This window comes from Sphingomonas sp. GlSt437, from assembly GCF_048015635.2.
In the GTDB taxonomy this organism is placed as follows: Bacteria; Pseudomonadota; Alphaproteobacteria; order Sphingomonadales; family Sphingomonadaceae; genus Sphingomonas.
In genome coordinates this window covers 427,695-452,874 of sequence record NZ_JBPGYA010000002.1, presented here as the reverse complement: position 1 = coordinate 452,874, position 25,180 = coordinate 427,695, and the positions used below count along the sequence as shown (strand labels likewise).

The 25,180-nt window shown below is 67.0% G+C and carries 26 protein-coding genes and 1 tRNA gene; 16 read left to right on the top strand and 11 right to left on the bottom strand.

The genetic code is table 11. The features are described from left to right. Positions 1-3: 3 nt before the first annotated feature. From ACLB0R_RS11630 to bchF, 4 genes are read right to left on the bottom strand one after another with little or no spacing between them, the layout of a single operon-like run. On the bottom strand, positions 4-3,681 hold the full coding sequence (locus tag ACLB0R_RS11630; RefSeq protein WP_416643526.1) for a magnesium chelatase subunit H: 3,678 nt from the start codon (positions 3,679-3,681) through the stop codon (positions 4-6). Then, on the bottom strand, positions 3,671-5,284 hold the full coding sequence (bchB, locus tag ACLB0R_RS11625; protein WP_416643527.1) for a ferredoxin:protochlorophyllide reductase (ATP-dependent) subunit B: 1,614 nt from the start codon (positions 5,282-5,284) through the stop codon (positions 3,671-3,673). Before bchB ends, ACLB0R_RS11630 begins: the two co-directional genes overlap by 11 nt. Before the next feature lie 4 nt (positions 5,285-5,288). Further along, on the bottom strand, positions 5,289-6,569 hold the full coding sequence (locus ACLB0R_RS11620) for a ferredoxin:protochlorophyllide reductase (ATP-dependent) subunit N (RefSeq protein ID WP_416643528.1): 1,281 nt from the start codon (positions 6,567-6,569) through the stop codon (positions 5,289-5,291). After that, entirely contained in the window at positions 6,566-7,093 is a 528-nt protein-coding gene (gene bchF / locus ACLB0R_RS11615) for a 2-vinyl bacteriochlorophyllide hydratase (RefSeq protein ID WP_416643529.1), read from the bottom strand. Before bchF ends, ACLB0R_RS11620 begins: the two co-directional genes overlap by 4 nt. Positions 7,094-7,328: 235 nt before the next feature. Here bchF and ACLB0R_RS11610 point away from each other — a divergent pair, with 235 nt between their 5' ends. From ACLB0R_RS11610 to ACLB0R_RS11580, 7 genes are all read left to right on the top strand, one after another. Next, positions 7,329-8,201 carry a cobalamin B12-binding domain-containing protein gene (locus ACLB0R_RS11610; protein WP_416643530.1) on the top strand — a complete coding sequence of 291 codons (873 nt, stop codon included), beginning with the start codon at positions 7,329-7,331 and terminating at the stop codon, positions 8,199-8,201. Positions 8,202-8,244: 43 nt separating this feature from the next. Further along, positions 8,245-9,672 (top strand): transcriptional regulator PpsR, encoded by a 1,428-nt coding sequence (gene ppsR, locus ACLB0R_RS11605; RefSeq protein WP_416643531.1) that lies wholly within the window; start codon positions 8,245-8,247, stop codon positions 9,670-9,672. 89 nt (positions 9,673-9,761) lie between these two features. Next, on the top strand, positions 9,762-10,670 hold the full coding sequence (chlG, locus tag ACLB0R_RS11600) for a chlorophyll synthase ChlG (RefSeq protein WP_416643532.1): 909 nt from the start codon (positions 9,762-9,764) through the stop codon (positions 10,668-10,670). After that, the gene (locus ACLB0R_RS11595; protein WP_416643533.1) at positions 10,667-12,016 is read left to right on the top strand and encodes a BCD family MFS transporter; all 1,350 of its coding nucleotides are present in this window, start codon (positions 10,667-10,669) and stop codon (positions 12,014-12,016) included. The genes chlG and ACLB0R_RS11595 overlap by 4 nt, the downstream gene beginning before the upstream one ends. Further along, positions 12,013-13,221, top strand: coding sequence for a geranylgeranyl diphosphate reductase (locus ACLB0R_RS11590; protein ID WP_416643534.1), 1,209 nt, complete (start codon positions 12,013-12,015; stop codon positions 13,219-13,221). The genes ACLB0R_RS11595 and ACLB0R_RS11590 overlap by 4 nt, the downstream gene beginning before the upstream one ends. A gap of 40 nt (positions 13,222-13,261) precedes the next feature. Next, positions 13,262-13,744 (top strand): TspO/MBR family protein, encoded by a 483-nt coding sequence (locus tag ACLB0R_RS11585; protein WP_416643535.1) that lies wholly within the window; start codon positions 13,262-13,264, stop codon positions 13,742-13,744. 8 nt (positions 13,745-13,752) lie between these two features. Further along, a complete protein-coding gene (locus ACLB0R_RS11580) occupies positions 13,753-13,995 on the top strand; it encodes a hypothetical protein (protein ID WP_416643536.1) in 243 nt (80 codons plus the stop codon). Between the two features lie 188 nt (positions 13,996-14,183). Here the strand turns inward: ACLB0R_RS11580 and ACLB0R_RS11575 are convergent, their stop codons facing one another. The 5 genes from ACLB0R_RS11575 to ACLB0R_RS11555 form a co-directional block, all read right to left on the bottom strand. Next, complete coding sequence (locus tag ACLB0R_RS11575; protein ID WP_416643537.1) at positions 14,184-14,741, bottom strand: c-type cytochrome; 558 nt, start codon at positions 14,739-14,741, stop codon at positions 14,184-14,186. 319 nt (positions 14,742-15,060) lie between these two features. Then, complete coding sequence (gene rpsI / locus ACLB0R_RS11570; protein ID WP_416643538.1) at positions 15,061-15,594, bottom strand: 30S ribosomal protein S9; 534 nt, start codon at positions 15,592-15,594, stop codon at positions 15,061-15,063. Beyond that, complete coding sequence (gene rplM / locus ACLB0R_RS11565; protein WP_416643539.1) at positions 15,595-16,074, bottom strand: 50S ribosomal protein L13; 480 nt, start codon at positions 16,072-16,074, stop codon at positions 15,595-15,597. 147 nt (positions 16,075-16,221) lie between these two features. Next, entirely contained in the window at positions 16,222-17,070 is an 849-nt protein-coding gene (locus ACLB0R_RS11560; protein ID WP_416643540.1) for a hypothetical protein, read from the bottom strand. Further along, positions 17,022-18,083: a COX15/CtaA family protein gene (locus ACLB0R_RS11555; RefSeq protein WP_416643541.1), complete on the bottom strand. Its 1,062-nt coding sequence runs from the start codon at positions 18,081-18,083 to the stop codon at positions 17,022-17,024. Before ACLB0R_RS11555 ends, ACLB0R_RS11560 begins: the two co-directional genes overlap by 49 nt. 108 nt (positions 18,084-18,191) lie before the next feature. Here ACLB0R_RS11555 and ACLB0R_RS11550 point away from each other — a divergent pair, with 108 nt between their 5' ends. Continuing rightward, positions 18,192-18,596, top strand: a complete 405-nt coding sequence (locus ACLB0R_RS11550; RefSeq protein WP_416643542.1) for a MerC domain-containing protein — start codon at positions 18,192-18,194, stop codon at positions 18,594-18,596. Positions 18,597-18,648: 52 nt separating this feature from the next. Next, a complete protein-coding gene (locus tag ACLB0R_RS11545; RefSeq protein ID WP_416643543.1) occupies positions 18,649-19,110 on the top strand; it encodes a Fur family transcriptional regulator in 462 nt (153 codons plus the stop codon). Between the two features lie 22 nt (positions 19,111-19,132). Here the strand turns inward: ACLB0R_RS11545 and ACLB0R_RS11540 are convergent, their stop codons facing one another. Then, entirely contained in the window at positions 19,133-19,804 is a 672-nt protein-coding gene (locus tag ACLB0R_RS11540; RefSeq protein ID WP_416643544.1) for an RBBP9/YdeN family alpha/beta hydrolase, read from the bottom strand. Between the two features lie 154 nt (positions 19,805-19,958). Between ACLB0R_RS11540 and ACLB0R_RS11535 the strand changes: the two genes are divergently transcribed. From ACLB0R_RS11535 to proC, 5 genes are all read left to right on the top strand, one after another. Further along, entirely contained in the window at positions 19,959-20,714 is a 756-nt protein-coding gene (locus ACLB0R_RS11535) for a TlyA family RNA methyltransferase (RefSeq protein ID WP_416643545.1), read from the top strand. Positions 20,715-20,832: 118 nt separating this feature from the next. After that, complete coding sequence (locus ACLB0R_RS11530; protein ID WP_416643546.1) at positions 20,833-21,360, top strand: TspO/MBR family protein; 528 nt, start codon at positions 20,833-20,835, stop codon at positions 21,358-21,360. An 18-nt stretch (positions 21,361-21,378) separates the two neighbouring features. After that, a complete protein-coding gene (locus ACLB0R_RS11525; RefSeq protein WP_416643547.1) occupies positions 21,379-21,666 on the top strand; it encodes an accessory factor UbiK family protein in 288 nt (95 codons plus the stop codon). 138 nt (positions 21,667-21,804) lie between these two features. Continuing rightward, positions 21,805-22,311, top strand: a complete 507-nt coding sequence (locus ACLB0R_RS11520; protein ID WP_416643548.1) for a YbjN domain-containing protein — start codon at positions 21,805-21,807, stop codon at positions 22,309-22,311. 13 nt (positions 22,312-22,324) lie between these two features. After that, positions 22,325-23,125, top strand: coding sequence for a pyrroline-5-carboxylate reductase (gene proC, locus ACLB0R_RS11515; protein ID WP_416643549.1), 801 nt, complete (start codon positions 22,325-22,327; stop codon positions 23,123-23,125). 218 nt (positions 23,126-23,343) lie between these two features. On the opposite strand, the gene ACLB0R_RS11510 is transcribed toward proC, so the two are convergent. Then, a complete protein-coding gene (locus ACLB0R_RS11510; RefSeq protein WP_416643550.1) occupies positions 23,344-23,832 on the bottom strand; it encodes a MarR family winged helix-turn-helix transcriptional regulator in 489 nt (162 codons plus the stop codon). A gap of 73 nt (positions 23,833-23,905) precedes the next feature. Here ACLB0R_RS11510 and ACLB0R_RS11505 point away from each other — a divergent pair, with 73 nt between their 5' ends. Together ACLB0R_RS11505 and ACLB0R_RS11500 are read left to right on the top strand one after the other, a co-directional pair. Further along, entirely contained in the window at positions 23,906-25,027 is a 1,122-nt protein-coding gene (locus ACLB0R_RS11505; RefSeq protein WP_434953845.1) for a branched-chain amino acid aminotransferase, read from the top strand. Between the two features lie 73 nt (positions 25,028-25,100). Next, a tRNA-Gln gene (locus tag ACLB0R_RS11500) sits at positions 25,101-25,175 on the top strand. Positions 25,176-25,180: the final 5 nt, after the last annotated feature.

Below are 25,180 nucleotides of genomic sequence, written 5' to 3'. Positions count from 1 at the left end.
CCTTTATGCCGCCACCGCAACGACACCCTCGAGACGATCCTCGAGTTCATCGCTGGCGGCATGGAGTGCGGCGAGCGTCGCCGCGTCGGGAGTCCAGTAATTGCGATCGGATGCTTCGATCAGCCGGTTGGCGACGCGCGCCGCTGCCTTGGGGTTGAGCGCGGCGAGCCGCTCGCGCATGGCGGCGTCGAGCACGTACGTCTCGCCGATCCGCTGATAGACCCAGGCATCGACTTCGCCCGTCGTCGCCGACCAGCCCATCGTCGTGGTGAGATGACCCTCGATCTGGCGGACGCCTTCGTAACCGTGGCGAAGCAGCGCTTCGGTCCAGGCCGGGTTGAGCATGCGGGTGCGGGTTTCGAGCGCGACTTGCTCCTGCAAGCTGCGCACCTTGCCCGCGCCTTGCGTCTGGTCGCCGATATAGACCGGCGCCGCTTCGCCCTTGGCGCGGGTGACCGCGCGGCTGATGCCGCCCAGCGTGTCGACATATTGGTCGATCGTGGTGATGCCGAGTTCGACCGATTCGAGATTCTGGTAGGCGCAATCGACCGTCTTGAGCGCGCTCGCCAGAATCGCGGCCTGGCGCACCGGCGTGCCCTTCACGCCATAGGCAAAGCCCTTTTGCCGCTCGAAGCAATCGGCCAGTTCATTGGGGTCGGTCCAGGCGCCGCCATCGATCATCAGATTGACGTTGGCGCCATACGCGCCCTCGGCGTTGGAGAAGACGCGCAGGGCGGCGGTCTCGACGTCACAGCCGTGCGCGCCCTGATGCGCCAGCGTGTGCTTGCGGATGAAGTTGCGCTCGACCGGCTCGTCAGCGGTCGAGGCGAGCAGCGCAGCTTCGGCGAGCATGCGGGTCTGGAGCGGCAGCAAGTCGCGGAACACGCCCGACAGCGTGGCGATCACGTCGATGCGCGGATGGGCGAGGTCGTCGAGCGCGATCAGTTCGGCACCGGCCAGCCGGCCATAGCTGTCGAACCGCGGCCGCGCGCCCATCAGCGCCAGCGCCTGCGCGATCTGCGCGCCTTCGCTCTTCAGATTGTCGGTGCCCCACAGCACCATCGCGACGGTTTCGGGGACGCGGCCGCTATCGGCGACGCCGCGCTCGATCAGCCGCGCGGCCTGCTCTGCGCCGTCGCGCACCGCATAGGCGCTCGGGATGCGGAAGGGGTCGAAGCCGTGGATGTTGCGCCCGGTCGGCAGCACATCGGGGCTGCGCAGGATGTCGCCGCCGCTGACCGGGCGGATATAGCCGCCGCCGAGCGCATGGACGAGGCCGTCCAGCTCTTCGTTGCGGGCGAGCGCGGAGTCGAGCGCGGCGAGTTCGCGAAGCAGATCGGTATCGGCGCGAAGATGGCCATCGACCAGCGCGGTCACGGTGTCGATCGACAGTGCCTCGCCCTTGGCCGTGGCGGTCGCGGCGAGCATGTCAATCCGCTCCTCGCGAGTCGCGGCCTTGCCGGCGACGTGCAGGCCATGCGGGATCAACTCACGCTCGATTTCGTAGAGGCGGGCGGCGAGCGCGGGGACGTCATGCCCGTCAAGGTCGATCGCTGCGGCCTGCTCGGCGATGATCTCGCCAAGCGTTGCTGCTTCGTCGCTGGCCGGATCGGCGCTGCGCCAGCGGTCGATCGAGGCTTTCAGGTCCGCCAGCCCCTTGTATAGCCCGGCATTGGCGAGCGCCGGGGTCAGATAGCTGACCAAGGTCGCGCCCGACCGCCGCTTGGCAAGCACGCCTTCCGACGGGTTGTTGGCGGCGTAGAGATAGATGTTGGGCACAGCGCCGATCAGCCGGTCGGGCCAGCATTGCGCGGTGAGCCCTGCCTGCTTGCCGGGCATGAATTCCAGGCTGCCATGCGTGCCGAAATGGAGGACGGCATGCGCGCCGAAATCCTCGCGCAGCCAGCGATAGAAGCTGCTGAACGCGTGCGTCGGAGCAAAGCGGCCCTCGAACAGCAGCCGCATCGGGTCGCCCTCGATGCCGAGCGCGGGCTGGATGCCGACGAACACATTGCCGAAGCGCTCGCCCAGGATGCGCACGCCGCTGCCATCAGCCTGCAACTTGCCGGGGGCGGGGCCCCAGTTTGCTTCGATTTCGGCCAGATGCGGGTCGCGCGCGACGATGCTGTCGGCGCTGACGCGGGCATGGACATTGGCTTCGGCGCCGAAGCGGGCGGCATTGCCCTCGAGAATGCGAGTGCGCAGCGCGTCGACGCTGTCGGGCAGCTCGACCTGATAGCCTTCCGCCGAGAGCCGCTTGAGCGTCGCGTACAGCGACTCGAACACGCTCAAAAACTGCGCCGTCCCCGCCGCGCCGGCATTGGGCGGGAAGTTGAACAGCACGATGCCGATGCGCCGCTCGGCCATGCGCGCCTGGCGCAGCTCGACCAGCTTGAGCACTTTCGCCGCGAGCATTTCGGCGCGCTCGGGGCAGCTCTGCATCGCGCGCACCGTGGTCGAGGGCGGGAAGGTGCAGCCGCGCGCACACCCGGTGCACGGCGCGTCCGACCCGTCCGAGCGGCCGCCGAACACCATCGGGTTGGTCGCGCCGTCAAGCTCGGGGATCGCCACCATCATCGTCGATTCGAGCGGCAACAGGCCCTGCGGGTTGGCGCCCCAGCTTTGCAGTGTCTGAAATTCGACCGGGTGCGCGGCGATGTACGGCCGGTCGATCCGCGCCAGGATATCCTCTGCCAGTGCCGCGTCGTTATAGGCAGGCCCGCCGACCAGGCTGAACCCGGTCAGGTTGATGACCGCATCGACCACCGGCTTGCCGTTGCGCAGGAACAGCGCGTCGATCGCCGGGCGCCCGTCGAGCCCGCCGGCGAAAGCGGGGATGACGTTGAGGCCCTTCGCCTCCATCGCGGCGATGACGCCATCATAATGCGCAGCATCCTTGGCGAGCACATAGCTGCGTAGCATGAGGAGGCCGACCGTGCCCTTGGCGCCGCGCCGCTGCGGCACATCCGACGCCAGCTTGCCGATGCGGCCGGGGATGGCGGGGTGATAGACGCCGACTTCGGGGTAATCGCGCGGCGCCGCTGCCTTCATCGCGCCGCGCAAGCCGCGCCGCTCGCCATCGGCATAACGGTCGATCAGCGCGCGGATCATGTCTACGACATTGTCGTCGCTGCCCGCCAGCCAATATTGCAGCGTCAGGAAATAGGCGCGTACATCCTGCGCGGTGCCGGGGATGAAGCGCAATATCTTGGGCAGGCGGCGCAGCATCTTCATTTGCCCCGCGCCGGAGCTTGCGCCGGGCTTGCCCGATCCGCGCAGTTTCTTGAGCAGCGCGATGGGGCCCGATGCCGGCTTGTCCATCCGGTAATCGCCCATGCGGGTGAGCTTGACGATGTCGCCGGCGGACATGAGGCCGACCATCGCGTCGCACGCCTCGCGGCGGGCGACGAGGTCCGGTATCACCGCGCGGATGTGATCCTCAAGGAACAGCATCGTGCACAGGATGATGTCGCCCTGGGCGATGTCAGCCTTGGCAGCGGCGAGCGTTTCGGGCTTTTCCTCCCAATCCGCCGCAGCGTGGAAGCCGATGGTGACGCCGGGATGCGCCCGGTCGAACACCGCCTGCGCACGCTGGAACGCGCCCGACAAATGGTTGTCGAGCGTAACGACGACGACGCGCACCGGAGTGCCGGCAGGGGCGGGGCGCGTGCTACCGCGCATAATGCGCCTTGGCGTCATAGAGCGTGTCGAGCGTGATCGGCGCAATGCCGCGCTCGGTCGCATATTTCTCGGTATTCCGCCGCGCCTTGCCGCGGACGAAGAACGGGATTTTGGCAAGCTCGCGCTCGGCGTCTTGGGTCCAGCCCTGCGCTATTACCTCTACGTCACCCCGGACTTGTTCCGGGGTCCACGCCTCCACTAGCACCGCGGTTTCCAATGGCGCGGTGGACCCCGGAACGAGTCCGGGGTGACGGTTGGAGTCTGGAGCAGGGTGCGCCGTGCCATGCCCCAAATGGCTCGCGCCGGCGGCATCGCTGAACTCGAAATCGTCGCGGAACATCGTCAGCAGATGTTCCTCCAGCCCCATCACCAGCGGGTGGACCCAGGTGTCGAACAGCACGTTCGCGCCCTCGAAGCCCATTTGCGGCGAGTAGCGCGCCGGGAAATCCTGGACATGGACCGGCGCCGAGATGACCGCGCAGGGAATGCGGTGGCGCTTGGCGATGTGGCGCTCCATCTGCGTGCCGAGCACCAGTTCGGGCTGCAGCCGCTCGATGGCGTCCTCGACCGCCAGATAATCGTCGGTAATCAGCGGTTCGACGCCGTAGAGCTTGGCCGCCTCGCGCAGGTCGCGGGCGAATTCGCGATTGTAGCAGCCGAGGCCGACGACCTCGAAGCCGAGCTCGTCACGCGCCACCCGGGCCGCGGCGATCGCGTGCGTCGCGTCGCCGAAAATGAAGACGCGCTTGGCGGTGAGGTACGTAGAATCGACCGAGCGGCTCCACCACGGCAGCCGCGAATTGCTCAGTACATGGCTGGCGTCGATGCCGGCAACCTCGGCGACCTCGCGGATGAAATCGACCGTCGCGCCATGGCCGATCGGCGCGGTGCGCACCGTTTTCTGGCCGAACTGCTTTTCCAGCCAGCGCACGGCGGTGTCGCCGATTTCGGGATAAAGCAGAATGTTGAAATCGGCTTGCCCCAAGCGGCGGATATCGTCCGGCGAGGCGCCGAGCGGAGCAACGACATTCACGTCGACGCCGATCTGATCGAGCAATCGTGTGATCTCGACGACATCGTCGCGGTGCCGGAAGCCGAGCGCGGTCGGCCCGAGCAGGTTGGCGCGCGGGCGACGGCCAGCGATGTCAGCGGGACGCACCGACGTGTCGGCCAGCTTCCGCACGACCTGGTAAAACGTCTCCGCCGCGCCCCAATTTTCCTTGCGGCTATAGCTTGGCAGCTCGAGCGGGATCGCCGGAATGCTGAGGTTCATCGCGTCGATCAGGCCCGAGGGATCGTCCTGGATCAGCTCGGCGGTGCACGACGCGCCCACCAGCAGCGCCTGCGGCTGGAACCGCGCAATGGCATCGCGCGCGGCCGACTGGAACAGCTCGGCGGTATCCTTGCCCAAGTCACGCGCCTGGAACGTCGTGTAGGTAACCGGCGGCCGCTTGCCGCGCCGCTCGATCATCGTGAACAGCAGATCAGCATAAGTGTCGCCCTGCGGCGCGTGGAGAATATAGTGAACGCCTTCCATCGCGGTGGCGATCCGCATCGCGCCGACATGGGGTGGTCCCTCATAAGTCCAGACGGTGAGCTGCATCGCGCTACACCCTCAGCACGTCGCGGCGCCGCAACGGCCGCGCGAAGAGTTCGGCGAGATCGCCGGCCTGGTCGAAACCGTGGATCGGCGAAAAGACCAGCTCGATCGCCCACTTCGTCGTCAGCCCTTCGGCTTCCAGCGGGTTGGCGAGGCCGAGGCCGCAAACGGTGAGGTCGGGCTTCGACGCCCGGACGCGATCGAGCTGGCGGTCGACGTCCTGGCCTTCGCTGATCAGCGTCGTTGCCGGCAATCGGGCAAGTTCGCCCGCCAGATGCTTGCGGTGGAGATAGGGGGTGCCGACTTCGATCGGCGTCATCCCGAGCTCGGTCGCGAGGAAGCGGGCGAGCGGGATTTCCAGCTGCGAGTCGGGCAGGAAGAAGATGCTCTTGCCCGCCAGTCGTTCGCGGCTGTGCTCGATCGCGCGCTTGGCGCGCTCGCGGCCCGGCGCGATCACCGCGCGGAAATGCATCTCGTCGATGCCGAACGCGCGGGCGGCGGCATGGAGCCAATCGGTCGTGCCTTCCGCGCCGAACGGGAACAGCGCGTCGAGCCGCACCGCGCCGCGATCCTCCAGCATCCGCGCGGTCTCGCCGAGGAAAGGCTGGGCCAGCAGAAAGCGAGTGTTCGCTCCGACCGGCGGCAAATCGCTCGAGCGGCGCGGCGGCAACATCCGCACCTTGGCGATGCCGAGTTCGGCGAACAAGCGGAGGAACTGATCCTCGACAATGTCAGGCAGTGCGCCGACGATCATCAGCTCGGGCGCATCCGTGGTGGCAACGGGCAGCTGGGGCACCAGTGCCGCCAGGCACGCATCTTCGCCCTCGGTGAAGGTCGTTTCGATGCCGCTGCCCGAATAATTGACAACGCGGACTTGCGGGTTGTGCTTGGCGGACAAGCGTTGCGCGGCGCGCGACAGATCGAGCTTGATCACTTCGCTCGGGCACGAGCCGACCAGGAACAGCATGCGGATATCGGGACGACGGCGGAGCAGCTGATCGACGACGCGATCAAGCTCTTCATTGGCGTCGGCGAGCCCTGCCAGATCCTTGTCGTCGATGATCGCGGTGCCGAAGCGCGGCTCGGCGAACACCATCACGCCGGCGGCCGATTGCAGCAGATGCGCGCAGGTGCGCGACCCGACGACGAGGAAGAACGCGTCCTGCACCTTGCGATGCAGCCAGATGATGCCGGTGAGGCCGCAGAATACTTCGCGCTGGCCGCGCTCGCGCAGCACCGGCTGGCAATCGGCGCCGGTGGCGGGGGCGAGTGAGAGCGGGGGCGTCATGCCGCCACCGCGGACAAGGGCGGGCTCGCCACCGGCGCCTGCAATCGGGCGGCGCGCAGCTTGAGCACGAATTGAGTCGCGTTGATCAGGTACGCAGCATAAGCGGCGAGCGCGATGCCCATCCGCGCTTGCGGGCTGCCCCAGTCGCCGATCAGCGCCGCGAGATACGCGCTGTGCAGCGCCAGCACGAGCATCGAGAACACGTCTTCCCAGAAGAAGGCGCGGGCGAACAGCCACTGGCCGAACACCACTTTTTCCCAAACGGCGCCGGTGACCATGATGGTGTAGAGGACCAACGTCTTGACGACGACCGACGCCGTTGCGGCCATCGCGCCTTCGCTGGTCGTGAGATAACGCAGCACCAGCGCCAGACTGACCAGGAAAACAACGAATTGGATGGGCGCGAGGATACCCTGCACCAGCGTCCACCGAGTCGCGTCGCGGCGCGCACGCTCCTCGGGCGTGTAAAGTGCCAATCCCCCAGGGGTCCGGCCTTTCGCTGTGGAAGTTCGCTTATCGCGCATCGTTTCCGCAGGCCATCCTTCCAAGCAGAAGAGTAGGACTCGGTCGCGGCAAGTGTCAACTTAAATTGACGTATAGAAAACTTTACAACGGGACTCGGTCGCAATAAGCTCCGTTCCGGTCAGACCGCTCTATCCAGAACGGGACCGAGTCGACGGGGCGGAGGGCTCCGGTGGGTGAGCTACCCTATCTCGACGACGGTTCTCCCGGGGCAGCCTGTGCTGAGGAGAGCGGGGCATGGCGTCGTTTTTCGATTTTGCTCGAAGCCGGGGCGCACCGCCTCGCGGTGCCACGCGTCGAGTCGATCGCGCGACGGGCGATGAGCGTTCCCCCGCCGAGCTTGCCGCGCTGATCAGCGGCGAAGTAATCCCGCGCATGGTCGCGCTGAGCCGGCCCTCGGCCGCCGTGATCGACCTCGCCGCGCAGAACCCGCGCATCTCGACTGGCGACATCGAGGACATATTGCCGCTGGTCCTGGCGCTCGAAGCCGAGCAGTTGAGCGAGCGGATCGAGCGGTTGCTCGCGCGTGGCGTATCCACGGAGACACTGCTGATTGACCTGATCGCGCCGATCGCGCGCCGGCTCGGCACGCTGTGGGAAGAGGATCGCTGCGATTTCATCGAAGTGACGATGGGCGTGTGGCGCCTGCAGGAGCTGGTCCACGAGCTCGGCGCGCGCCGGTTGCGCGAGACGACCGACGGCACCGAAGGTCGACGCGCCTTGTTCGCCACGATGCCGGGCGATCACCATGGTTTGGGTACGGTGTTGATTGCCGAGGTTTTTGCCGGGCGCGGCTGGCATGCCGACCGGCTGAGCGATGTCGGCGTGTCGGATATCAGCCGTTGTCTCGCGTCCGACCACTATGATCTGGTTGGATTGACCGTCAGTGGGGACTGCCATATGGCGCCGCTTCCTTCGGTCATCCGGGCCCTGCGCAGCGTGTCCATCAATCCACGGTTGATTATTCTGGTCGGTGGCCATGCCATCGGCGGCGACAATGCGCGGGCATTAGCGGCCGGCGCCGATGGTGCCGCGCTCGATGCCGGGCAAGCAGCGGAGTTGGCGGCACGGCTGGTCGATGCCGCGCTTGCGCCGCGCGCGCGCGGTTGAGCGGTGACATGACCGATCCGACTTCCGGTACGGCGGATCGCCGATGAATAAGCATCACGCCCCTTTCCAGGCCATTGCCTTTGGCGATCCCGCCAGCATGGGGGCGTTGTCGGCATCAGCCACGGCTGCGCTGCTCGGATCGGCGGGTGATCTCGCCTTCGTGCTCGATCGCGACGGCGTCATCCGCGACGTTGCGGTGACCAGCGAGGATCTGGCGCGGGCGGGCATTGCCGACTGGATCGGCCGGTCATGGGTCGATACGGTCGGTGTCGACAGCCGGCCCAAGGTCGCCGAAATCCTGGCCGATGCAGTGGCGGGCGAAGCCGGGCGCTGGCGCCAGCTCAATCATCCGACTGACAGTGGCGACATTCCGGTGCGCTATCTGGCGGTGCCGCTCGGCGAGGACGGGCGCATCGTGGTGATCGGCCGCGATTTGCGCAGCATGGCGGCGCTCCAGCAGCGGTTGTTGCAAGCGCAGCAATCGCTTGAGCGCGATTATCTCAAGATGCGCCAGGCCGAGGCGCGCTATCGCATGCTGTTCGATCTCGCCGCCGAGCCGGTGATGATCGTCGATGGCGTCAGCCGCCGCATCCGCGAAGCCAATCCCGCCGCGCATCGCGTGCTGGCGGTGAAAGCCGGCGCGTTGATCGACCAGCCGGCAAGCGTGATCGCCGCGCCGGGGGATCGCGAGACATTGGTCGCGCATCTCGGCGCCGCACAAGCCGCCGATGATGTCGCGCCGGTTGCGATCAAGCTCGCCAATGGCGACGCCAATGTCCGGCTGTCGGCGCGGCTGTTCCGCCAGGCGCGCGAGGCGCTGCTGCTCGTCCGCATCCTCGAGCCCGATGTGCCCGATCCGCGTCACGTCCATGACGCAGCGCTCAGCGACGTGATCGAGCGGATGCCCGATGCCTTCGTGCTCGCCGACCGCGATCTCAACATCCTGACCGCCAATCGCGCCTTTGCCGATCTCGCCGAACTGCCCTCGATCGAGCGGCTGCGCGGCGATTCGCTCAGCAATTGGTTGGGCCGGCCGGGGATTGATCTGGACCTGATGCTCGGCCAGCTGCGCGAGCATGGCATCGTCCGCAACGTGTCCGCCATTCTGCGCGGCGCGGCGGGCGGTCAGGAGGAAATCGAGGTTTCTGCGGTGATCGCGCCGAGCGCCGAGGGCGATTGCTATGGCTTTGCGATCCGCAATGTCGGGCGGCGGCTGCGTTCACCCGTGCCGGCGCAGCGCGACATGCCGCGATCGGTCGAGCAATTGACCGAGCTCGTTGGGCGAATGTCGTTGAAGGACATCGTCCGCGAATCGACGGACCTGATCGAGCGGCTGTGCATCGAGGCGGCGCTTGCCTTCACCTCGGACAATCGCGCGTCGGCGGCCGAAATCCTGGGGCTGAGCCGGCAGAGCCTCTATTCCAAGATGCACCGGCACGGACTGGGGAATCTGATTGGCGGCGAGGGGTAGAACCCTCTAGCCCTTCCTGAACGGGAGGGGCTTTCCAAGGATCGCCGAATCTCTTTGACGCCCTCTGGTGTCCAGTCTAGTTTACACAAATGGCACGTCCTGCGACTCCCGCGATGACGGTTGCGCCCCCGGCGCCGCGCGACGTGCTGGAGCTGCTCAAGCCGATTACATGGTTCCCGCCGATCTGGGCGTTTCTCTGCGGCGTGGTGGCGTCCGGCACCGCGCGCGCTGATCGGTGGGCGCTGGTTCTGGCGGGCGCGGTGCTGGTCGGGCCGATGGTGTGCGGCACCAGCCAGGCAATCAACGACTGGTTCGATCGCCATGTCGATGCGATCAACGAGCCGGATCGGCCCATCCCGTCGGGCCGGATCGCCGGGCATTGGGGGCTGTGGATCGCGCTGGCCGGATCGGCGCTGTCGCTGGGCTTCGGCATGGCGATGGGCGCGATCGTCGGCTGGGCAACGTTGCTCGCGCTCGCCTTCGCCTGGGCTTACAGCGCGCCGCCGATCCGCCTGAAGATGAGCGGGCTATGGGGCCCCGGCGCGGTCGCGATCACCTATGAAGGGCTGACCTGGTTCACCGGCGCGGCGCTGATGCTCGGCGGCTGGCCCTCGGCACGCAATCTGGCGGTGCTCGCGCTCTACAGCTTCGGCGCGCACGGCATCATGACGCTCAACGATTTCAAGGCGATCGAGGGCGACAAGGCAATGGGCATCCGCTCGCTGCCGGCCATGCTCGGCGTTCGCCTCGCGGCCATTATCGCTTGCGTGACGATGGCGGTGCCGCAGCTGGTGGTGATCGGCCTGCTGGTCGCCTGGGGACATCCGGTGTCGGCGGCGATCATCGTTGCGCTGCTCGCCACGCAGCTCGTGCTGATGCGCCGCCTGCTCCGCGATCCGTGCCAATATGCGCCCTGGTACAACGCGACCGGCACCTCGCTGTCGGTGCTGGGCATGATGGTGAGCGCGGTCGCGCTCGGCTGGAGCGGGCAGGGATGATCGCGCCCGCGCCTGCCCCCAGGCCGCTCGGCTGGCCGAGCATCGTCCGGCTGGGGCTGGTGCAAAGCGCGATCGGCGCGGTGGTGATGCTGGCAACGTCGGTGCTCAACCGCATCATGGTCGTCGAATATGCGCTGCCCGCCGCGCTCCCCGCTGGCCTCGTCGCCTGGCATTATGCGGTGCAGCTGTCGCGCCCAGTCTGGGGCCATGGCTCGGACAAGGGGCGGCGACGCACGCCGTGGATCGTCGCGGGGATGGGCGTGCTGGCGCTGGGCGCGCTGCTCGCGGTCGAGGCGCTGGCGATCATCCGCGCCGCGCCGGTCGCGGGCGTGCTGCTGTCGATCCTGGCCTATGCGCTGATCGGCGCGGGCGTCGGCGCGGCGGGCACGTCTCTGCTGGCGCTACTGGCGACACAGGTTGCCCCTGCGCGGCGCGCGGCAGCGGCATCGATCACCTGGATCATGATGGTGATGGGCATTGTCGTGACGGCCGGCATCGCCAGCAAGCTGGTCGATCCCTTCTCGCTGCCGCGCCTGGCGCTGATCGTCGGCGGCATCGTCGCGGGCGCCTTCGTGCTCTCCTGCCTGGCGGTGTGGCGCGTCGAGCGGCCGGGGCTGAGCTTCACCGATCCGATCGCGGCCCAGGACAACGGGGCCAGCTTCGGCGATGCGGTGCGCGAGATGCTGCGCGATCCCGATGCCGGTCGCTTCACCCTGTTCGTTTTCCTCTCGATGTTCGCTTATTCGATGCAGGACTTGATCCTCGAGCCGTTCGCCGGCCTGCGCTTCGGCTATACGCCGGGCCAGTCGACCGGCCTGTCGAGCGTGCAGCATATGGGCGTGCTGAGCGGCATGGTGCTCGCCGGCGTCGGTGGCAGCGCTTTTGGCGGCGGCAGCGCGGCGGCGATGCGGCGCTGGATTTTCGGCGGCTGTATCGGATCGGCGCTCGCGCTGACCGGGCTGGCAATGGCGGCGCGCGTCGGGCCGGGCTGGCCGCTTGCCGGCAATATCTTTGCGTTGGGCTTTGCCAATGGGGTGTTCGCGGTTGCCGCGATCGGCGCGATGATGGGGCTGGCGGGCGCCGCTGGGCCGCGTCGCGAAGGCATGCGGATGGGCGTGTGGGGCGCGGCGCAGGCGATCGCGTTTGGCGCCGGCGGGCTGGTTGGCGCGGTCGGCGTCGATATCGGGCGCTGGGCAATGGGCGATACCAGCCGCGCCTTCATCCTGGTGTTCGCGAGCGAGGCGCTGCTGTTCCTTGTCGCGGCCGGGTTGGCGTTGAGATTGAGCGGCTGGTCGGCGCCCCGGCGAGCATCGACGCACAAGACGGATCGGGAGTTTGCACTATGACGCAAGAGCAGGATTTCGATGTCGTCGTGGTCGGCGGCGGGCCATCGGGCGCGACGGCGGCGACCGATCTCGCGGCGGCGGGGCGGCGCGTGCTGCTGCTCGATCGCGCCGGGCGGATCAAGCCGTGCGGCGGCGCGATCCCGCCACGGCTGATCCGCGATTTCGCCATTCCGGAGTCGCTGCTGGTCGCCAAGGCGACGGCGGCGCGGATGGTCGCGCCCTCTGGCCGCGCCGTCGATATGCCGGTGTCGGCGAGCACGCCGGGCGGGTTCGTCGGCATGGTCGATCGCGATGTGTTCGACGAGTGGCTGCGCGCGCGCGCGTCGACCAAAGGGGCGGAACGCCGCGTCGGCACGTTCGAGCGGATCGATCGCGATGCCGACGGCACCGCGCTGGTCGTCTTTCGCGAAGGGCGCGGTGGGCATGAATATCGCGTCCGCACCCGCGCCGTGATCGGCGCCGACGGCGCGCGATCGGGCGTGGCGCGCGATGCGATTCCGGGCGGCGATCGCGTCAAATGCGTGTTCGCCTATCACGAAGTCGTCGCCTCGCCCGAAGGCGCGGTCGCGGCGCAAGCCGGGTTCGCCGGGCATCGCTGCGATGTGATCTATCAGGGTGATCTCTCGCCCGATTTCTACGCCTGGGTGTTCCCGCACGGCGCGCATACCAGCATCGGCGTCGGCAGCGCCAACAAGGGCTTCGAACTGCGCAAGGCGGTCGCCCGGCTGCGCGCGACCACCGGGCTCGACCAATGCGAAACGGTCCGCGTCGAGGGCGCGCCGATCCCGCTCACCCCGCTCAAGCGCTGGGACAATGGTCGCGACGTGCTCGTCTGCGGTGACGCGGCGGGCGTTGTCGCGCCGGCTTCGGGCGAGGGCATTTACTATGCGATGGCGTGCGGGCGCGAGGCGGCGAAGGCCACCGATCGCTTCCTCGCCACCGGCAACGCCGCCGAGCTCAAGACCGCGCGCCGCACCTTCATGCGCGAGCATGGCCGCACTTTCTGGGTGCTCCGGATGCTGCAATATTTCTGGTATTCGAGCGACAAGCGGCGCGAGGCGTTCGTCAAGATGTGCGCCGACAAGGATGTACAGGCGCTCACTTGGGAAGCCTATATGAACAAGCGCCTCGTCCGCCGAAAACCGATGGCGCATGTCCGCGTTTTCGTGAAGGATATGGGCCACCTGCTGGGGTTCGCCGCCTGATGCGCGCTGCCGGTGGCGGGGTGAGGGTTGGCCGACCGGGATGAAGCGCGCCTGGCTATTTCCGATGTTCATCGCCGCGCTCGCCGCGACGGCCGTGGCGTTGGTCGGCGCGACGATGACGACGATCGATCCATGGTACGACTCGCTGGCGAAGCCGCACTGGGCGCCGCCCGATGGCGCTTACGGCATCGTCTGGACGCTGATCTTCGCGATCACCGCGATCGCCGCCGTGACCGGCTGGCGCGCCATGCCCCAGGCGCGCGAAGGCGACACGTTCATCGGCCTGTTCGCGACCAACGGCTTTCTCAACATATTGTGGAGCATCCTGTTCTTCCGCCTGCACCGGCCCGATTGGGCATTGGCGGACGTGGCATTGCTATGGCTCTCGGTCGGCGCGCTGATCGTCTACAGCTGGCGGCGCTCGATGCTCGCCTCGGCGCTGTTGACGCCGTATCTGCTGTGGGTGACCTTCGCAGGTTATCTCAACCTGCAGATCGTCCACTTGAACCACCCCTTCGGCTGACGGCGCTGATGGCATGGCTGTTCGCGAGCGGCCACGCGGCCGATATCGTGCTGGCGGTGATGCTGGCCGAAGCTTTGTGGCTGGTGACGCGCGGCGGCTGGACGCTTACCGCCGTTGTCCTGCGGCTCGGGCCGGGGGCGCTGATGCTGCTGGCTGTGCGGGCTGCGCTGGTTGGCGCGGCCTGGCCATGGATCGCGCTACCGCTGATCCTCTCGCTGCCGCTGCACCTCGCCGATTTGGCTCGGCGATGAGATTAGTTATCCCGATTTCATCGCAATCGTCATTCCCGCGCAGGCGGGAATCCATTCGGGATAGGTCAAGCAGCGATGGCAGCGCACGCGCCAATGGATCCCCGCCTACGCGGGGATGACGAATAAAAAGCGGCGGGAAGCACCAGCCTCCCGCCGCCAATCTTCGCCTCAGGCTGTCCTGAAAGGACTTACGCCTGGGTCTTCAGATACGCGATCACGTCGGCGCGCTTCTGCGCTTCCTTCAGGCCCGGATAGGTCATCTTGGTGCCGGGGACGACGCGCTGCGGCGCTTCGAGATACTGGAATAGCTTCTCGGGCGTCCAGGTGATGCCGCTGCCCTTGTTGGCGGCCGAATAGGTGTAGCCGGCAACAGTGCCCGCCTTGCGGCCGACAACGCCCTTCAGCATCGGGCCGATCATGCTCTTGTCGATCGCGTGGCAGGTCTTGCACGCAACGAACACCTGCTCGCCGGCCTTCGCGTCGCCGGTGAACGAGGCATATTTGGTGCCGTCGAGGGTGTCGGTGTTGTCCGCTGCGGGCGCGGCGGCCGCTGCCGGGGCGGCTGCACCGGTGTTGCCGCCGGTCGATGCGGCCGCGTCATTCGCGGCCGGGGTCGACATTTCGCTGGGGCTGCCGCTGCTGCTGGCGGTGGTCGACGGCTCTTTCGAGCACGCGGCGAGCGCGAGCGCCGATACGGCGACGCCGAGGCCAATGGTTCCGAGACGCGACATTCTGGCTGAGGACATTTCCTGCTCCTGTTCAGATCCAATAGTGGCCCATTGCCCGCCCGCGTTCGAGTCGTCAACGTGCCCCAAAGGCGGGGGGTACACGGGTTTTGGGGTCCGGCAAAATCGCAAATGCGCCGCCGCCGCCGCATGCGAAAAGGGCAGCCCGTTGCCGGACCGCCCCTCGCGTGACGAAACTTTGGGAACGACGGACGTCATGGAGTAAATCCATGAGCCTGCCCCCGCGAAGGCGGGGGTCGGACGGAAGGGCTCTGCCCTCCCGCCGGCCGTCGCTGCGAGTCCTGGAATAGCTTCTGCTATTCCAGGCTCGCTTAACGCGTTAACGCTTCGAGAACTGGAAGCTGCGGCGGGCCTTGGCCTTGCCGTACTTCTTGCGCTCGACCGCGCGGCTGTCGCGGGTGAGGAAGCCGGCATGCTTGACCGGCGTGCGCAGCACCGGCTCATAACGCGTCAGCGCCTGGGCGATGCCGTGCTTGACCGCGCCGGCCTGGCCCGAAAGCCCGCCGCCCTTGACGGTGCAGACCACGTCATACTGACCCTCGCGCTCGGCGACGCCGAACGGCTGGTTGATGACGAGGCGCAGCGTCGGACGCGCGAAATAGATTTCCTGATCGCGACCGTTGATCGTGATCTTGCCGGTGCCGGGCTTCAGCCAGACGCGCGCGACCGCGTCCTTGCGGCGGCCGGTCGCATAGGCACGGCCCTGCTTGTCGATCTGCTGCTCGCGCAGCGGGGTGGGTTCGACATAGGTCGGCGCAGGCGCGCCTTCGGTTGCGGCCGCGCTAACGACAGGCGCAGGCGCGCCGGCGGCGATCTGGCCGAGATCGGCCAGCGACTGACGGGTATCGGACATTTAGGCGCCCACCTTGTTCTTGCGGCTCATGCCAGCGATATCGAGAGTTTCGGGGTTCTGCGCGGCGTGCGGATGCTCGGCGCCGGCATAGATGCGCAGGTTGCGCATCTGCTGGCGGCCCAGCGGCCCGCGCGGGATCATGCGCTCGACGGCCTTTTCCAGCACGCGCTCGGGGAAGCGGCCTTCCAGCACCTTGGCAGCGGTGATGCCCTTGATGCCGCCAGCATAACCGGTGTGCTTGTAATAGACCTTCTGCGCGGCCTTGCGGCCGGTGAAGCGGATCTTGTCGGCGTTGATGACGATGACATTGTCACCGCAATCGACATGCGGAGTAAAGCTCGTCTTGTGCTTGCCGCGCAGCACATTGGCGATCACGACCGCGGCGCGGCCGACGACCAGCCCATCGGCATCGACGATATGCCATTTCTTCTCCACCTCGGCCGGCTTTACCGACTTGGTGGTCTTCATCAGCGCCTTCATGGCCCAGACCTCACTTCGAAAGAAAACGGCCGCCATCAGGGGCGACCGGGCCGGCCCGCGAGCGAGCCGAAGCGAGCGCCTCTCTACGCACGGCGCCGCGCAAGTCAAGCATTTCCGCCCGTTTCACAACGGGTATAATAGTACCGGCTATTCGCGGGTGATGGTGAGCTGTGCCGTCGTCGTTGAGGTTGCACCATTGGCGCGAACGGTAATGTCCCGTTTTTCGGTAAGGCTGACGAGCAATCCGGTGCTCCGATCGACAACCCGGGTCAGGCCGTAATCGATGTGCTTGGCGCTCGGCTCCTGGGCATCGCCTGCGGCCGTGGCGGCAAGCGTCGCGCGGTCGCCGCTGATCGTGACGGTCTCGACACCGCTCAGCGCCATATGCCCGCCACCGGGCATCGACGTCGGCACGGTCAGCGCTCGGGAGCCGAGCACGGCGATGCCGGCCCGATCCACCACAAGGTTTTCGGCCGAGATCGACAGCAATTTGGTCACGGCCGGCGCCGGCATGGCCGCGAGCGCCCCCGCGATGGCGGCGCCGTTCTGCACCCCCGCCGTGCCCGCGCCATGCGTCTGTGCGGCGTGGGCGATCGCGCCGGTGATCGTTGCCCATAAAGGTGCCTGATCAGCGATCGCCGTCACATGCCCAAGCCTGTCCAGTCGAAACCGGATGGGCTGCTGCCCGATCGGCCCCATCGTCGCCAGAAACAACGTGGCGGCGAGGTCCGGTGGGTCGGCCGAGGCGGCGGTCGTCACCATGTCGGCCTCAAAACCGTCGGGCGTTACATGAAAGGTGACGACGCGATGCGCGAAGAAGCGGTGCGTGACGCCATTCTCGGTCCGCACTTCCTCGATCGTGAAGCGGATCGGCTGGTCGACCGGCGGCGCGATGCCGGTGGCGGCAGCGACGGGTACGCCGGCAAAGACGATCGCGGCGAGCGGCGTCATCCCCTGGCGATAGCCGCCGACCGCCCGATCGAATGCGCTGCCCATGCGGTCGCGACAACCAGCAACGCGCCGGTCAGCTGGTGCAGCGCGGCGAGCGTGATATCGACGCCGCTCATCACAGTCGCGATGCCGAGCAGGATCTGCACGCCGAACGCGGTGTGGACAGCGATCGACGCACGGCGATCGCCTGCCTTGCGGGCAGCCCCCGCGAGGACGAGCAGTGCCGCCACCGCGACCCAGGCCCACCAGCGATGGATGAAATGGACCAGCCACGGATCGTCGACCAGCAAGCTGCCCAAGGGGCGCGTGCCGATCACTTCTGTCGGGAAGAAACGGCCATTCATCAGCGGCCAGTCGCTGGCGGCGTGGCCGGCGCGCAAGCCTGCCATCAGCGCGCCGTAGAAGAGCTGGATCGCCAATGCCGCGCCGGCGATGATGGCAATCGGCCGCAACCGCGCCGGCCGCGCCCGCCGGTCACGGTCGAGCGCGAGCAGGTCGAGCGCGGTCCACACCACGCCTGCCAGCGTGAACAGCGCAGTCATCAAGTGCGTCGCCAGCCACAAAGGCGCGACTTCGGTGCGGATGCTCAAGCCTGATCGCACCATCAGCCAGCCGAACGTGCCTTGCAGCCCGCCCAGCGCGAGCAGCGCTACCAGCCGCCAGCCATAGCCCGCCGGAATCTGCCGCCGCACTGCGAACCAGATCAGCGGCAGCGCGAACACCGATCCGATCAGCCGCCCGAGCAGCCGGTGCAGATATTCCCAGAAGAAGATGTATTTGAAGCCGCTGAGCGTGATGTTGGCATGGATCGCGTGATATTGCGGAATCTCGCGGTAGCGCGCGAATTCGGCTTGCCATTGCGCGTCGGTAAGCGGCGGGATGACGCCGCTGATCGGCTGCCATTGCGTGATCGACAAGCCCGACTCGGTCAGCCGCGTGATGCCACCGACCACGACGATCGCCACGATCATCGCCGCGACGACCAACAGCCAGAGAGCGAGCTGGCGGGGGCGGGTGCGATCCGGGGTGTCGGCCTGAGAGTCGAGTTGCATCAACATGGCGCGCGCCCATAGCGCACTGGCGCGCCGGCGCCAATTCGGTCATTGGGCGTAGATAGCTTATGATATGTTGTAACTTGACGCACGCCGTGCCACATAGGCGCCGCGATGCACCATCATGCGACTCTCACGCTGCCCGATTGGACGCCGCGCTGGCTGCGCGACCTGGGGCTTGATCGGCTGGCGATCGGCTTGTCGGGGCTGTGCGCGGTGCATTGCCTGGCGAGCGCGGTGCTCGTCGCGCTGGCGGCATCGGCGGGCGGCTTGCTGCTCAACCCGATCATTCATGAAGTGGGCTTGACCATTGCGGTCGTGCTCGGCTCGGTCGCGCTGATCCACGGCGCGATGCGGCATGGCTTCCTAATGCCGGTCGCGGTCGGTGCCTTCGGGCTCGGCACGATGGCGGGGGCAGCGACGCTGCCGCATGACGGCGGCAACGAAACGCTGTTCACGCTGATCGGTGTCGCCATTCTGGCGCTGGGGCATGATCTGAACCGTCGCGCCGCGGCCTAGGCGCCGTTGCTTAGCGCTTGTCGCGCTGCCCCATCGCGCCTAAATCCGCGCCATGGCGGCGCATCACACTCATCATGAACATGCCGGCGCGGATCTGGCGCTGGCGGCGAAGGCGACGCTCGAGCGATCGGGCGAGCAGTGGACCGCGATGCGCGCGCAGATTTTCCGCGCGCTGGCCGGGTTCGACAAGCCCGCCTCAGCTTACGACATTGCCGAGGCGGTGTCGAAGGCGGAGGGGCGCCGCGTTGCCGCCAACAGCGTCTATCGCATTCTCGACGTGTTCGTCGGCGCCAATCTCGCGCGGCGGGTGGAAAGCAGCAATGCCTATGTCGCCAACGCGCACCCCGATTGCCTGCACGACTGCATCTTCCTGGTCTGCGACACGTGCGGCCAGACCGTCCATCTCGACAATGACACGGTTGCCGAAAGCGTCCGCTCGGCGGCGCGCGCGGCGGGGTTCGCGCCCGAACGTCCGGTGATCGAAGTGCGCGGCAAATGCGCCGATTGCGATTGACCGCGCCGCCTCTGACCGTCGATCAGTTTCCGAGATAATAAGTCTGCGCGGCGTCCGTCGCGTTGATCGCCAGGATCGACCGCGCTTCGCTCGGCGGTAGCGCGCGGCGCCGGCCCGCGCCGCCTGCCACGAGCACGCGCTCGAGCAACTCCTGCCCTTCCTGCCACCAGCCGATGCCGCTCGCGGCGTTCAGATGTCCCTGCGGCCCGGCATCGACGAAATGGGAGCCCCAATCGACCGCCAGATCATGCGCGCGATCGATCGAAATCCACGGATCGTCGCTGCTCGCGACCAGGATTGAGGGGAAGGGCAGCGGCGTCTTGGGCGCCGGGCCGAAGGATTTGAGTTCCGGCCGCGCATCGGGCCGGTCGACATCGGGCGGCGCGACGAGCAGCGCGCCGGCCACCGGCCAGCCATAAGGCTGGTTGGTCAGCTCCGCCCACCATGCCACTGCCAGGCAGCCCAGGCTGTGCGCCGCCAGGATCACCGGCGCGCGCGACTGGCGGATTTGCTGGTCGAGCTTGGTCACCCAGGCATTGCGATGCGGCGTGTGCCACATGCCGAGTTCGACCCGCTTGGTATCGAGCCGCGCTTCTTCCCACAGCGTCTGCCAATGCGATGGCCCCGAGCCGCCCAGGCCGGGAACCGTGAGCACCACCGGCGTATCGTCGTTCAAATTCGCGTAGCTGCTCATACCGTCTCCATCGGTTACGGCGCCGCTTATGTGCAGCTGCCGAACAGCCCCTTGTGAGTCGCGATGTTATTCCTAGTAATCTAGTAGGCAATAGGCGCTGCGCCGAGCCGCCGCGCGGTTGCGGCAATCCGAAAGGACGGTCATTTAGGAGCCGATGGCCAAGCAGCGGATCGATCAATTGCTCGTCGAACGCGGGCTCGCGGAGAGCCGGGCACGCGCACGGGCGCTGATCATGGCAGGGCTGGTGTTCGTTGGCGAGCGCAAGATCGATAAAGCAGGGCAAAGCGTCGCCGAGGACGCGCAAATCGACGTGCGCGGGCGCGATCACCCCTGGGTATCGCGCGGCGGCATCAAGCTTGCGCACGGGCTCGATCATTTCGGCTGGGACGTGACGAGCGCGATCGCGATCGATGTCGGCTCGTCGACGGGGGGCTTTACCGATGTACTGCTCAGCCGCGGCGCGGCGCGCGTCTATGCGGTCGACAGCGGCACCAACCAGCTCGCCTGGAAGCTGCGGCAGGACGCGCGCGTGATCGTCCACGAGCAGACCAGCGCGCGGACGCTGACGCCGGCGCATATCCCCGAGCCGGTCGACCTCATCGTCTGCGATGCGAGCTTCATCAGCCTTGCCAAGGTGCTCGCCGTGCCGCTGCAGTTCGCGACCCCGGATGCGCGCGTGCTGGTCCTCGTCAAACCGCAATTCGAGGCGGGGCGGCACGAGATCGGCAAGGGCGGCGTGGTGCGCGATGGCGCGGTGCATGATCGTGTCTGCGCGACGGCGGCGGCGTGGTTTGCGGCGCAGGGCTGGCACGTCGAGGGCATCGCCACCAGCCCGATCACCGGCCCTGAAGGCAATGTCGAATTCCTGCTCGCCGCATCGCGGCACTCATCGAATCGTCACGATCCATGACTAAGCCTGCCTTGACTAAGCCTGGGTTGGTCGGCACGGGCAGAGTTATGTCCGTTTCGGATACTACCGGGGGGTAGAATCGTTGGTTCGCGAAATCGCATCCAGGCAACAATTGCGCATGGCGTTCTTCCGCTGGGCGGTGGTGACGGTGCCGTTCATGCTGCTGCTCGGCTTCACCTCGGCGCGCAGCGTGCCGGTGGGGGCGGACAACGCCTGGTATCAAGCGCTGGTCAAGCCCGCTCACCTGCCGCCCGATTGGGTGTTCCCGGTCGCCTGGACGGTCCTTTACGCGCTGATGGGCCTTGCGCTCGCACAGGTGATCAACGCGCAAGGGTCACGCCTGCGCACGCCTGCGCTCATCCTGTTCGCGGTGCAACTGGTACCCAACCTCATCTGGACGCCGCTGTTCTTCGGCGCGCATCAGGTGGTGTGGTCGCTGGTGACGATCGGCGCGATGGGCGTGCTCGCGCTGGTGACGACGGGCCTGTTCTTCCGCGTGCGGATCGTCGCGGCGCTGCTGATGGTGCCGTATCTCGCCTGGATCGGCTTTGCGGGTTATCTCACCGCTGAGATCAACCGGCTCAATCCCAACGCCGCTACTCTTGTGCCGTCATCGGTCAGTTCCCAGATGATCGCTTCACGCTGAGCCATTCGAAAGCCCGTTATGCAGACCGAGAACCGCTTCTTCGACGACCTCGCCAAGTTCATCAACGGCGCTGCCGGCACGCTGGCGGGCATGGGCCGCGAAGCGGAAGCCGCCGCGCGCGAGCGTACCAAGGAATGGATCGGCGGGCTCGATTTCGTCAGCCGCGACGAGTTCGATGCAGTGAAGGCGATGGCAGCCGCCGCGCGCGACGAGGGGGACGCGCTCAAGGCGCGGGTCGCAGCACTTGAAGCGGCGCTGGCCGCGTCGGCGACAGCCGAGCCGGCGCCGCGCAAGACCAAAAAGTAGCGCCGACACGCCCGGTCTTTTCCACAATTTTCGGCCACATCAGACCGAAATCGCGCTAAAACGCGCTTGCGGCGGCGTCGCCCGGGCGCCACGCATGGCAGCGGCGGCCCGGTTTGGCGGGTCATCTGGGATGACGAGATGAAATTGAGCGAACATGATGACGAGCGCGACGACGCCGCGCCGATCGACATGCTCGAAAGCTATTTCGCCGCGCATGGCTGGGATCATGAGCGCCAGGACGAGGAAGTCGTCGCCAAGGTAAAGGGCAGCTGGACGCAATATGAGCTGCGCGCGCTGTGGCGCGATGAAGACAGCGTGCTGCAGTTCCTCGCTTTTCCTGACATTCGCGTCACCGAGGAACGCCGCACGGCGATTTACGAAGCGATCGGGCTGGTCAACGAGCAACTCTGGATCGGCCATTTCGAGCTGTGGTCGACGACCGGCATCCTGCTCTATCGCCACGCCGCGATGATCGAGGGCGAGGAAGGCGCGACCATGTCGCTCGCCACTGCCGAGCTGATCGTCGAGACCGCGATCGACGAGTGCGAGCGTTTCTACCCCGTTTTCCAGTTCGTCATGTGGGGCGGCAAGAGCCCCAAGGAAGCGATGGCGGCGGCGCTGATCGAGACTCAGGGCGAAGCGTGACTGGAGGCAGGGCGTGAGCGCCAGCGACATCTGGCTGATCGGCTGCGGCACGATGGGCGGCGCGATGCTGCGCCGCTGGCTTGCCGCCGGCATTCCGGCGACGCGCGTGACGGTAATTGATCCGGCGGGCGATGCCGATGTGCCGGAGGGGGTGCGCCATGTGTCGGCTGCGCCCCATGAGCCCGCCCCGGCGCTCGCGGTGCTGGCGGTGAAGCCGCAACAGCTCGATGCCGTCGTCGCCGATCTGGCGGCCTGGCAAGGCGCGCCACCGCTGTTGCTGTCGATCCTCGCCGGCGTCGAGGCAGCGACGTTGCGCGCTCGATTGGGGGTGACCCACGTCGTCCGCGCGATGCCCAATCTGCCGGTGTTGATCGGCCATGGCGTCGTCACCCTGTGGAGCGACAGCCTTGATGACAGCCAGCGCGCCGGCGTCGAAGCGCTCGCAAAGCCGCTCGGCACGGTCGAGTGGCTCGCCGAGGAAAGCCAGTTTCACGCGGTGACCGCGCTGGCCGGATCAGGTCCCGGGTTTGTGCTGCGCATCGTCGAGGCGATGGCGGCGGCCGGCACGCGCGTCGGTTTGCCGGCGGATCAGGCGCTGCGGCTGGCGGTCGCGACGGTCGAGGGATCGGCCGCGCTGGCAGCGGCGACCGGCGAGGCGCCGCGCGCGCTCGCCAATCGCGTCGCGAGCAAAGGTGGCACGACGCAGGCCGGGCTCGACGTGCTCGATAGCGACGGCGTGCTCAACCGCTTGTTCGCCGATACCATTGCCGCTGCGGCGCGGCGCAGCCGGGAGCTGGCCGAAGCGGCGCGCTAACCCTGGGGCCTGTCCTACTGCCGGATTGCTGCTTAAGCTGACGCCGCGCTCTTTGCCATCGTCGATGCCGCTTCGTCAGCCCTGCTGTTTTGCAGGGTCAAAATCCGCAGTTGGAAACCAGCGCATGAGTGGGAACATTCGGGAACATTCGCGGAAAAATCTTGTTCTTAGAATGACTTAAAAAATCGTCCGGAATCCCGCCATTTTTGGCCCGTCCGCTACTGCCGCAGCGCGAACACTCGCGCCCGCTCATCCTCGGGGATCAGCGCTTCGAGCACCGCCCAGAAGCCGCCGACGGCATTTTGCCCCGCGCTTTTATACGCTTCGGCCAACTGGCCGCGGACCTGATCGAATAGCGCCGATTCGAGCGCCCGGCCGTCGTCGGATAAGCGGAGCAGCCGCTGGCGCCGGTCGCGCTCGCCCTGGCGCGTCTCGATCAGCCCGCGCTCGCCAAGCTCGTTGAGCACGCGGCCCAGCGATTGCTTGGTGATCGACAACAGGCTCAGCAACTGCGTCACGGTAAGGTCGGGCTGGCGTGCGATGAAATAGAGCGCGCGGTGGTGCGCGCGGCCCAGGCCCTGCTGCGCCAGCATCTCGTCGGCTGATCGCGTCAGCTGGCTATAGCCGAAATAGAGCAGCTCCATGCCGCGCCGCACTTCGGATTCGCGGAGAAACAGCGGCGAGGCGAGAGGGGATTGGGCAGGCATCTTGACCTTCTTGCCGCCTTCCATAGGAGCGATCAACGATTTTTGGCACTCGCTTTTTCAGGACTTCACCGCCATGACCGCGACCATGTTATCGCCAAGCGACGCCAGCCCGATGATCGACTTCACGACTCTCCCGCACCCCAACCCGGTGACGCCGGCCGAGCGCGCCGCGCGCATCGCTGATCCCGGCTTCGGCAAGGTGTTCACCGATCATATGGCAGTGGTCCGCTACAGCGAGGGCAAGGGCTGGTATGACGCGCAGATCGGCCCGCGCGGCACCTTCGCGCTCGATCCGTCAGCAGCGGTGCTGCATTACGCGCAGGAGATTTTCGAAGGGCTGAAGGCCTATCGCCATCCCGACGGGCGTATCGCGCTGTTCCGCGCCGACGCCAATGCCGCGCGCCTCGTCGCCTCGGCGGGGCGGATGGCGATGGCGCCGGTGCTGCCGCCGATCTTCCTGGAAGCGGTGCGTCGCATCGTCGCGATCGACCGCGACTGGATGCCGAGCGTGCCGGGCGGGACCATTTACCTCCGCCCCTTCCAGATCGCGACCGAGGTGTTTCTGGGGGTGAAACCCTCGACCGATTATATCTTCGGCGTGATCGCCTCGGCGGTCGGCGACTATTTCAAGGGCGAGACCAGGGGCGTCTCGCTCTGGGTATCGAAGGACTATACCCGCGCAGCGCCCGGCGGCACGGGGGCGGCCAAGTGTGGCGGCAATTATGCCGCCAGCCTGATCGCGCTGGGTGACGCGACCAAGCGCGGCTTCGACCAGGTGCTCTTCCTCGATGCGGTCGAGCGCCGCTGGATCGAGGAACTAGGCGGCATGAACATCTTCTTCGTGTTCGATGACGGTTCGCTGCTCACCCCGCCGCTCACCGGCACGATCCTGCCCGGCATCACGCGCGACACGATCATCAAGCTGGCGCGCGCGCACGGGCTTGCGGTGCGCGAGGAACCTTATGCGATCGATCAGGCGCGCGCCGATGCCGAAAGCGGTCGGCTGGTTGAAGCTTTCGCTTGCGGCACCGCCGCCGTCGTCGCGCCGATCGCCAGCATGTCGATGGACGATGGCAGCTTTACGATCGGCAGCGGCGGCATGGGCCAGACGACGGCGCGGCTGCGCAAGGCGCTGGTCGACATCCAGTTCGGCCACGCGCCCGACGAGCATGGCTGGATCAGCTATGTCGACTGAACGAAGCGCATAGCAACCTGCACAAATCCCCCTTTTCACGGCCGCTCGTGCAGCCTAAGGGGCCTCCCTCTGCTGGGGCGTAGCCAAGCGGTAAGGCACCGGTTTTTGGTACCGGCATGCGATGGTTCGAATCCATCCGCCCCAGCCAAGCAG

Coding starts and splice junctions, on each gene's coding strand:
- ACLB0R_RS11630 (WP_416643526.1), bottom strand. CDS start 3,681: ATGCGCGGTAGCACGCGCCCCGCCCCTGCCGGCACTCCGGTGCGCGTC.
- bchB (WP_416643527.1), bottom strand. CDS start 5,284: ATGCAGCTCACCGTCTGGACTTATGAGGGACCACCCCATGTCGGCGCG.
- ACLB0R_RS11620 (WP_416643528.1), bottom strand. CDS start 6,569: ATGACGCCCCCGCTCTCACTCGCCCCCGCCACCGGCGCCGATTGCCAG.
- bchF (WP_416643529.1), bottom strand. CDS start 7,093: ATGCGCGATAAGCGAACTTCCACAGCGAAAGGCCGGACCCCTGGGGGA.
- ACLB0R_RS11610 (WP_416643530.1), top strand. CDS start 7,329: ATGGCGTCGTTTTTCGATTTTGCTCGAAGCCGGGGCGCACCGCCTCGC.
- ppsR (WP_416643531.1), top strand. CDS start 8,245: ATGAATAAGCATCACGCCCCTTTCCAGGCCATTGCCTTTGGCGATCCC.
- chlG (WP_416643532.1), top strand. CDS start 9,762: ATGGCACGTCCTGCGACTCCCGCGATGACGGTTGCGCCCCCGGCGCCG.
- ACLB0R_RS11595 (WP_416643533.1), top strand. CDS start 10,667: ATGATCGCGCCCGCGCCTGCCCCCAGGCCGCTCGGCTGGCCGAGCATC.
- ACLB0R_RS11590 (WP_416643534.1), top strand. CDS start 12,013: ATGACGCAAGAGCAGGATTTCGATGTCGTCGTGGTCGGCGGCGGGCCA.
- ACLB0R_RS11585 (WP_416643535.1), top strand. CDS start 13,262: ATGAAGCGCGCCTGGCTATTTCCGATGTTCATCGCCGCGCTCGCCGCG.
- ACLB0R_RS11580 (WP_416643536.1), top strand. CDS start 13,753: ATGGCATGGCTGTTCGCGAGCGGCCACGCGGCCGATATCGTGCTGGCG.
- ACLB0R_RS11575 (WP_416643537.1), bottom strand. CDS start 14,741: ATGTCCTCAGCCAGAATGTCGCGTCTCGGAACCATTGGCCTCGGCGTC.
- rpsI (WP_416643538.1), bottom strand. CDS start 15,594: ATGTCCGATACCCGTCAGTCGCTGGCCGATCTCGGCCAGATCGCCGCC.
- rplM (WP_416643539.1), bottom strand. CDS start 16,074: ATGAAGGCGCTGATGAAGACCACCAAGTCGGTAAAGCCGGCCGAGGTG.
- ACLB0R_RS11560 (WP_416643540.1), bottom strand. CDS start 17,070: ATGGGCAGCGCATTCGATCGGGCGGTCGGCGGCTATCGCCAGGGGATG.
- ACLB0R_RS11555 (WP_416643541.1), bottom strand. CDS start 18,083: ATGTTGATGCAACTCGACTCTCAGGCCGACACCCCGGATCGCACCCGC.
- ACLB0R_RS11550 (WP_416643542.1), top strand. CDS start 18,192: ATGCACCATCATGCGACTCTCACGCTGCCCGATTGGACGCCGCGCTGG.
- ACLB0R_RS11545 (WP_416643543.1), top strand. CDS start 18,649: ATGGCGGCGCATCACACTCATCATGAACATGCCGGCGCGGATCTGGCG.
- ACLB0R_RS11540 (WP_416643544.1), bottom strand. CDS start 19,804: ATGAGCAGCTACGCGAATTTGAACGACGATACGCCGGTGGTGCTCACG.
- ACLB0R_RS11535 (WP_416643545.1), top strand. CDS start 19,959: ATGGCCAAGCAGCGGATCGATCAATTGCTCGTCGAACGCGGGCTCGCG.
- ACLB0R_RS11530 (WP_416643546.1), top strand. CDS start 20,833: ATGGCGTTCTTCCGCTGGGCGGTGGTGACGGTGCCGTTCATGCTGCTG.
- ACLB0R_RS11525 (WP_416643547.1), top strand. CDS start 21,379: ATGCAGACCGAGAACCGCTTCTTCGACGACCTCGCCAAGTTCATCAAC.
- ACLB0R_RS11520 (WP_416643548.1), top strand. CDS start 21,805: ATGAAATTGAGCGAACATGATGACGAGCGCGACGACGCCGCGCCGATC.
- ACLB0R_RS11510 (WP_416643550.1), bottom strand. CDS start 23,832: ATGCCTGCCCAATCCCCTCTCGCCTCGCCGCTGTTTCTCCGCGAATCC.
- ACLB0R_RS11505 (WP_434953845.1), top strand. CDS start 23,906: ATGACCGCGACCATGTTATCGCCAAGCGACGCCAGCCCGATGATCGAC.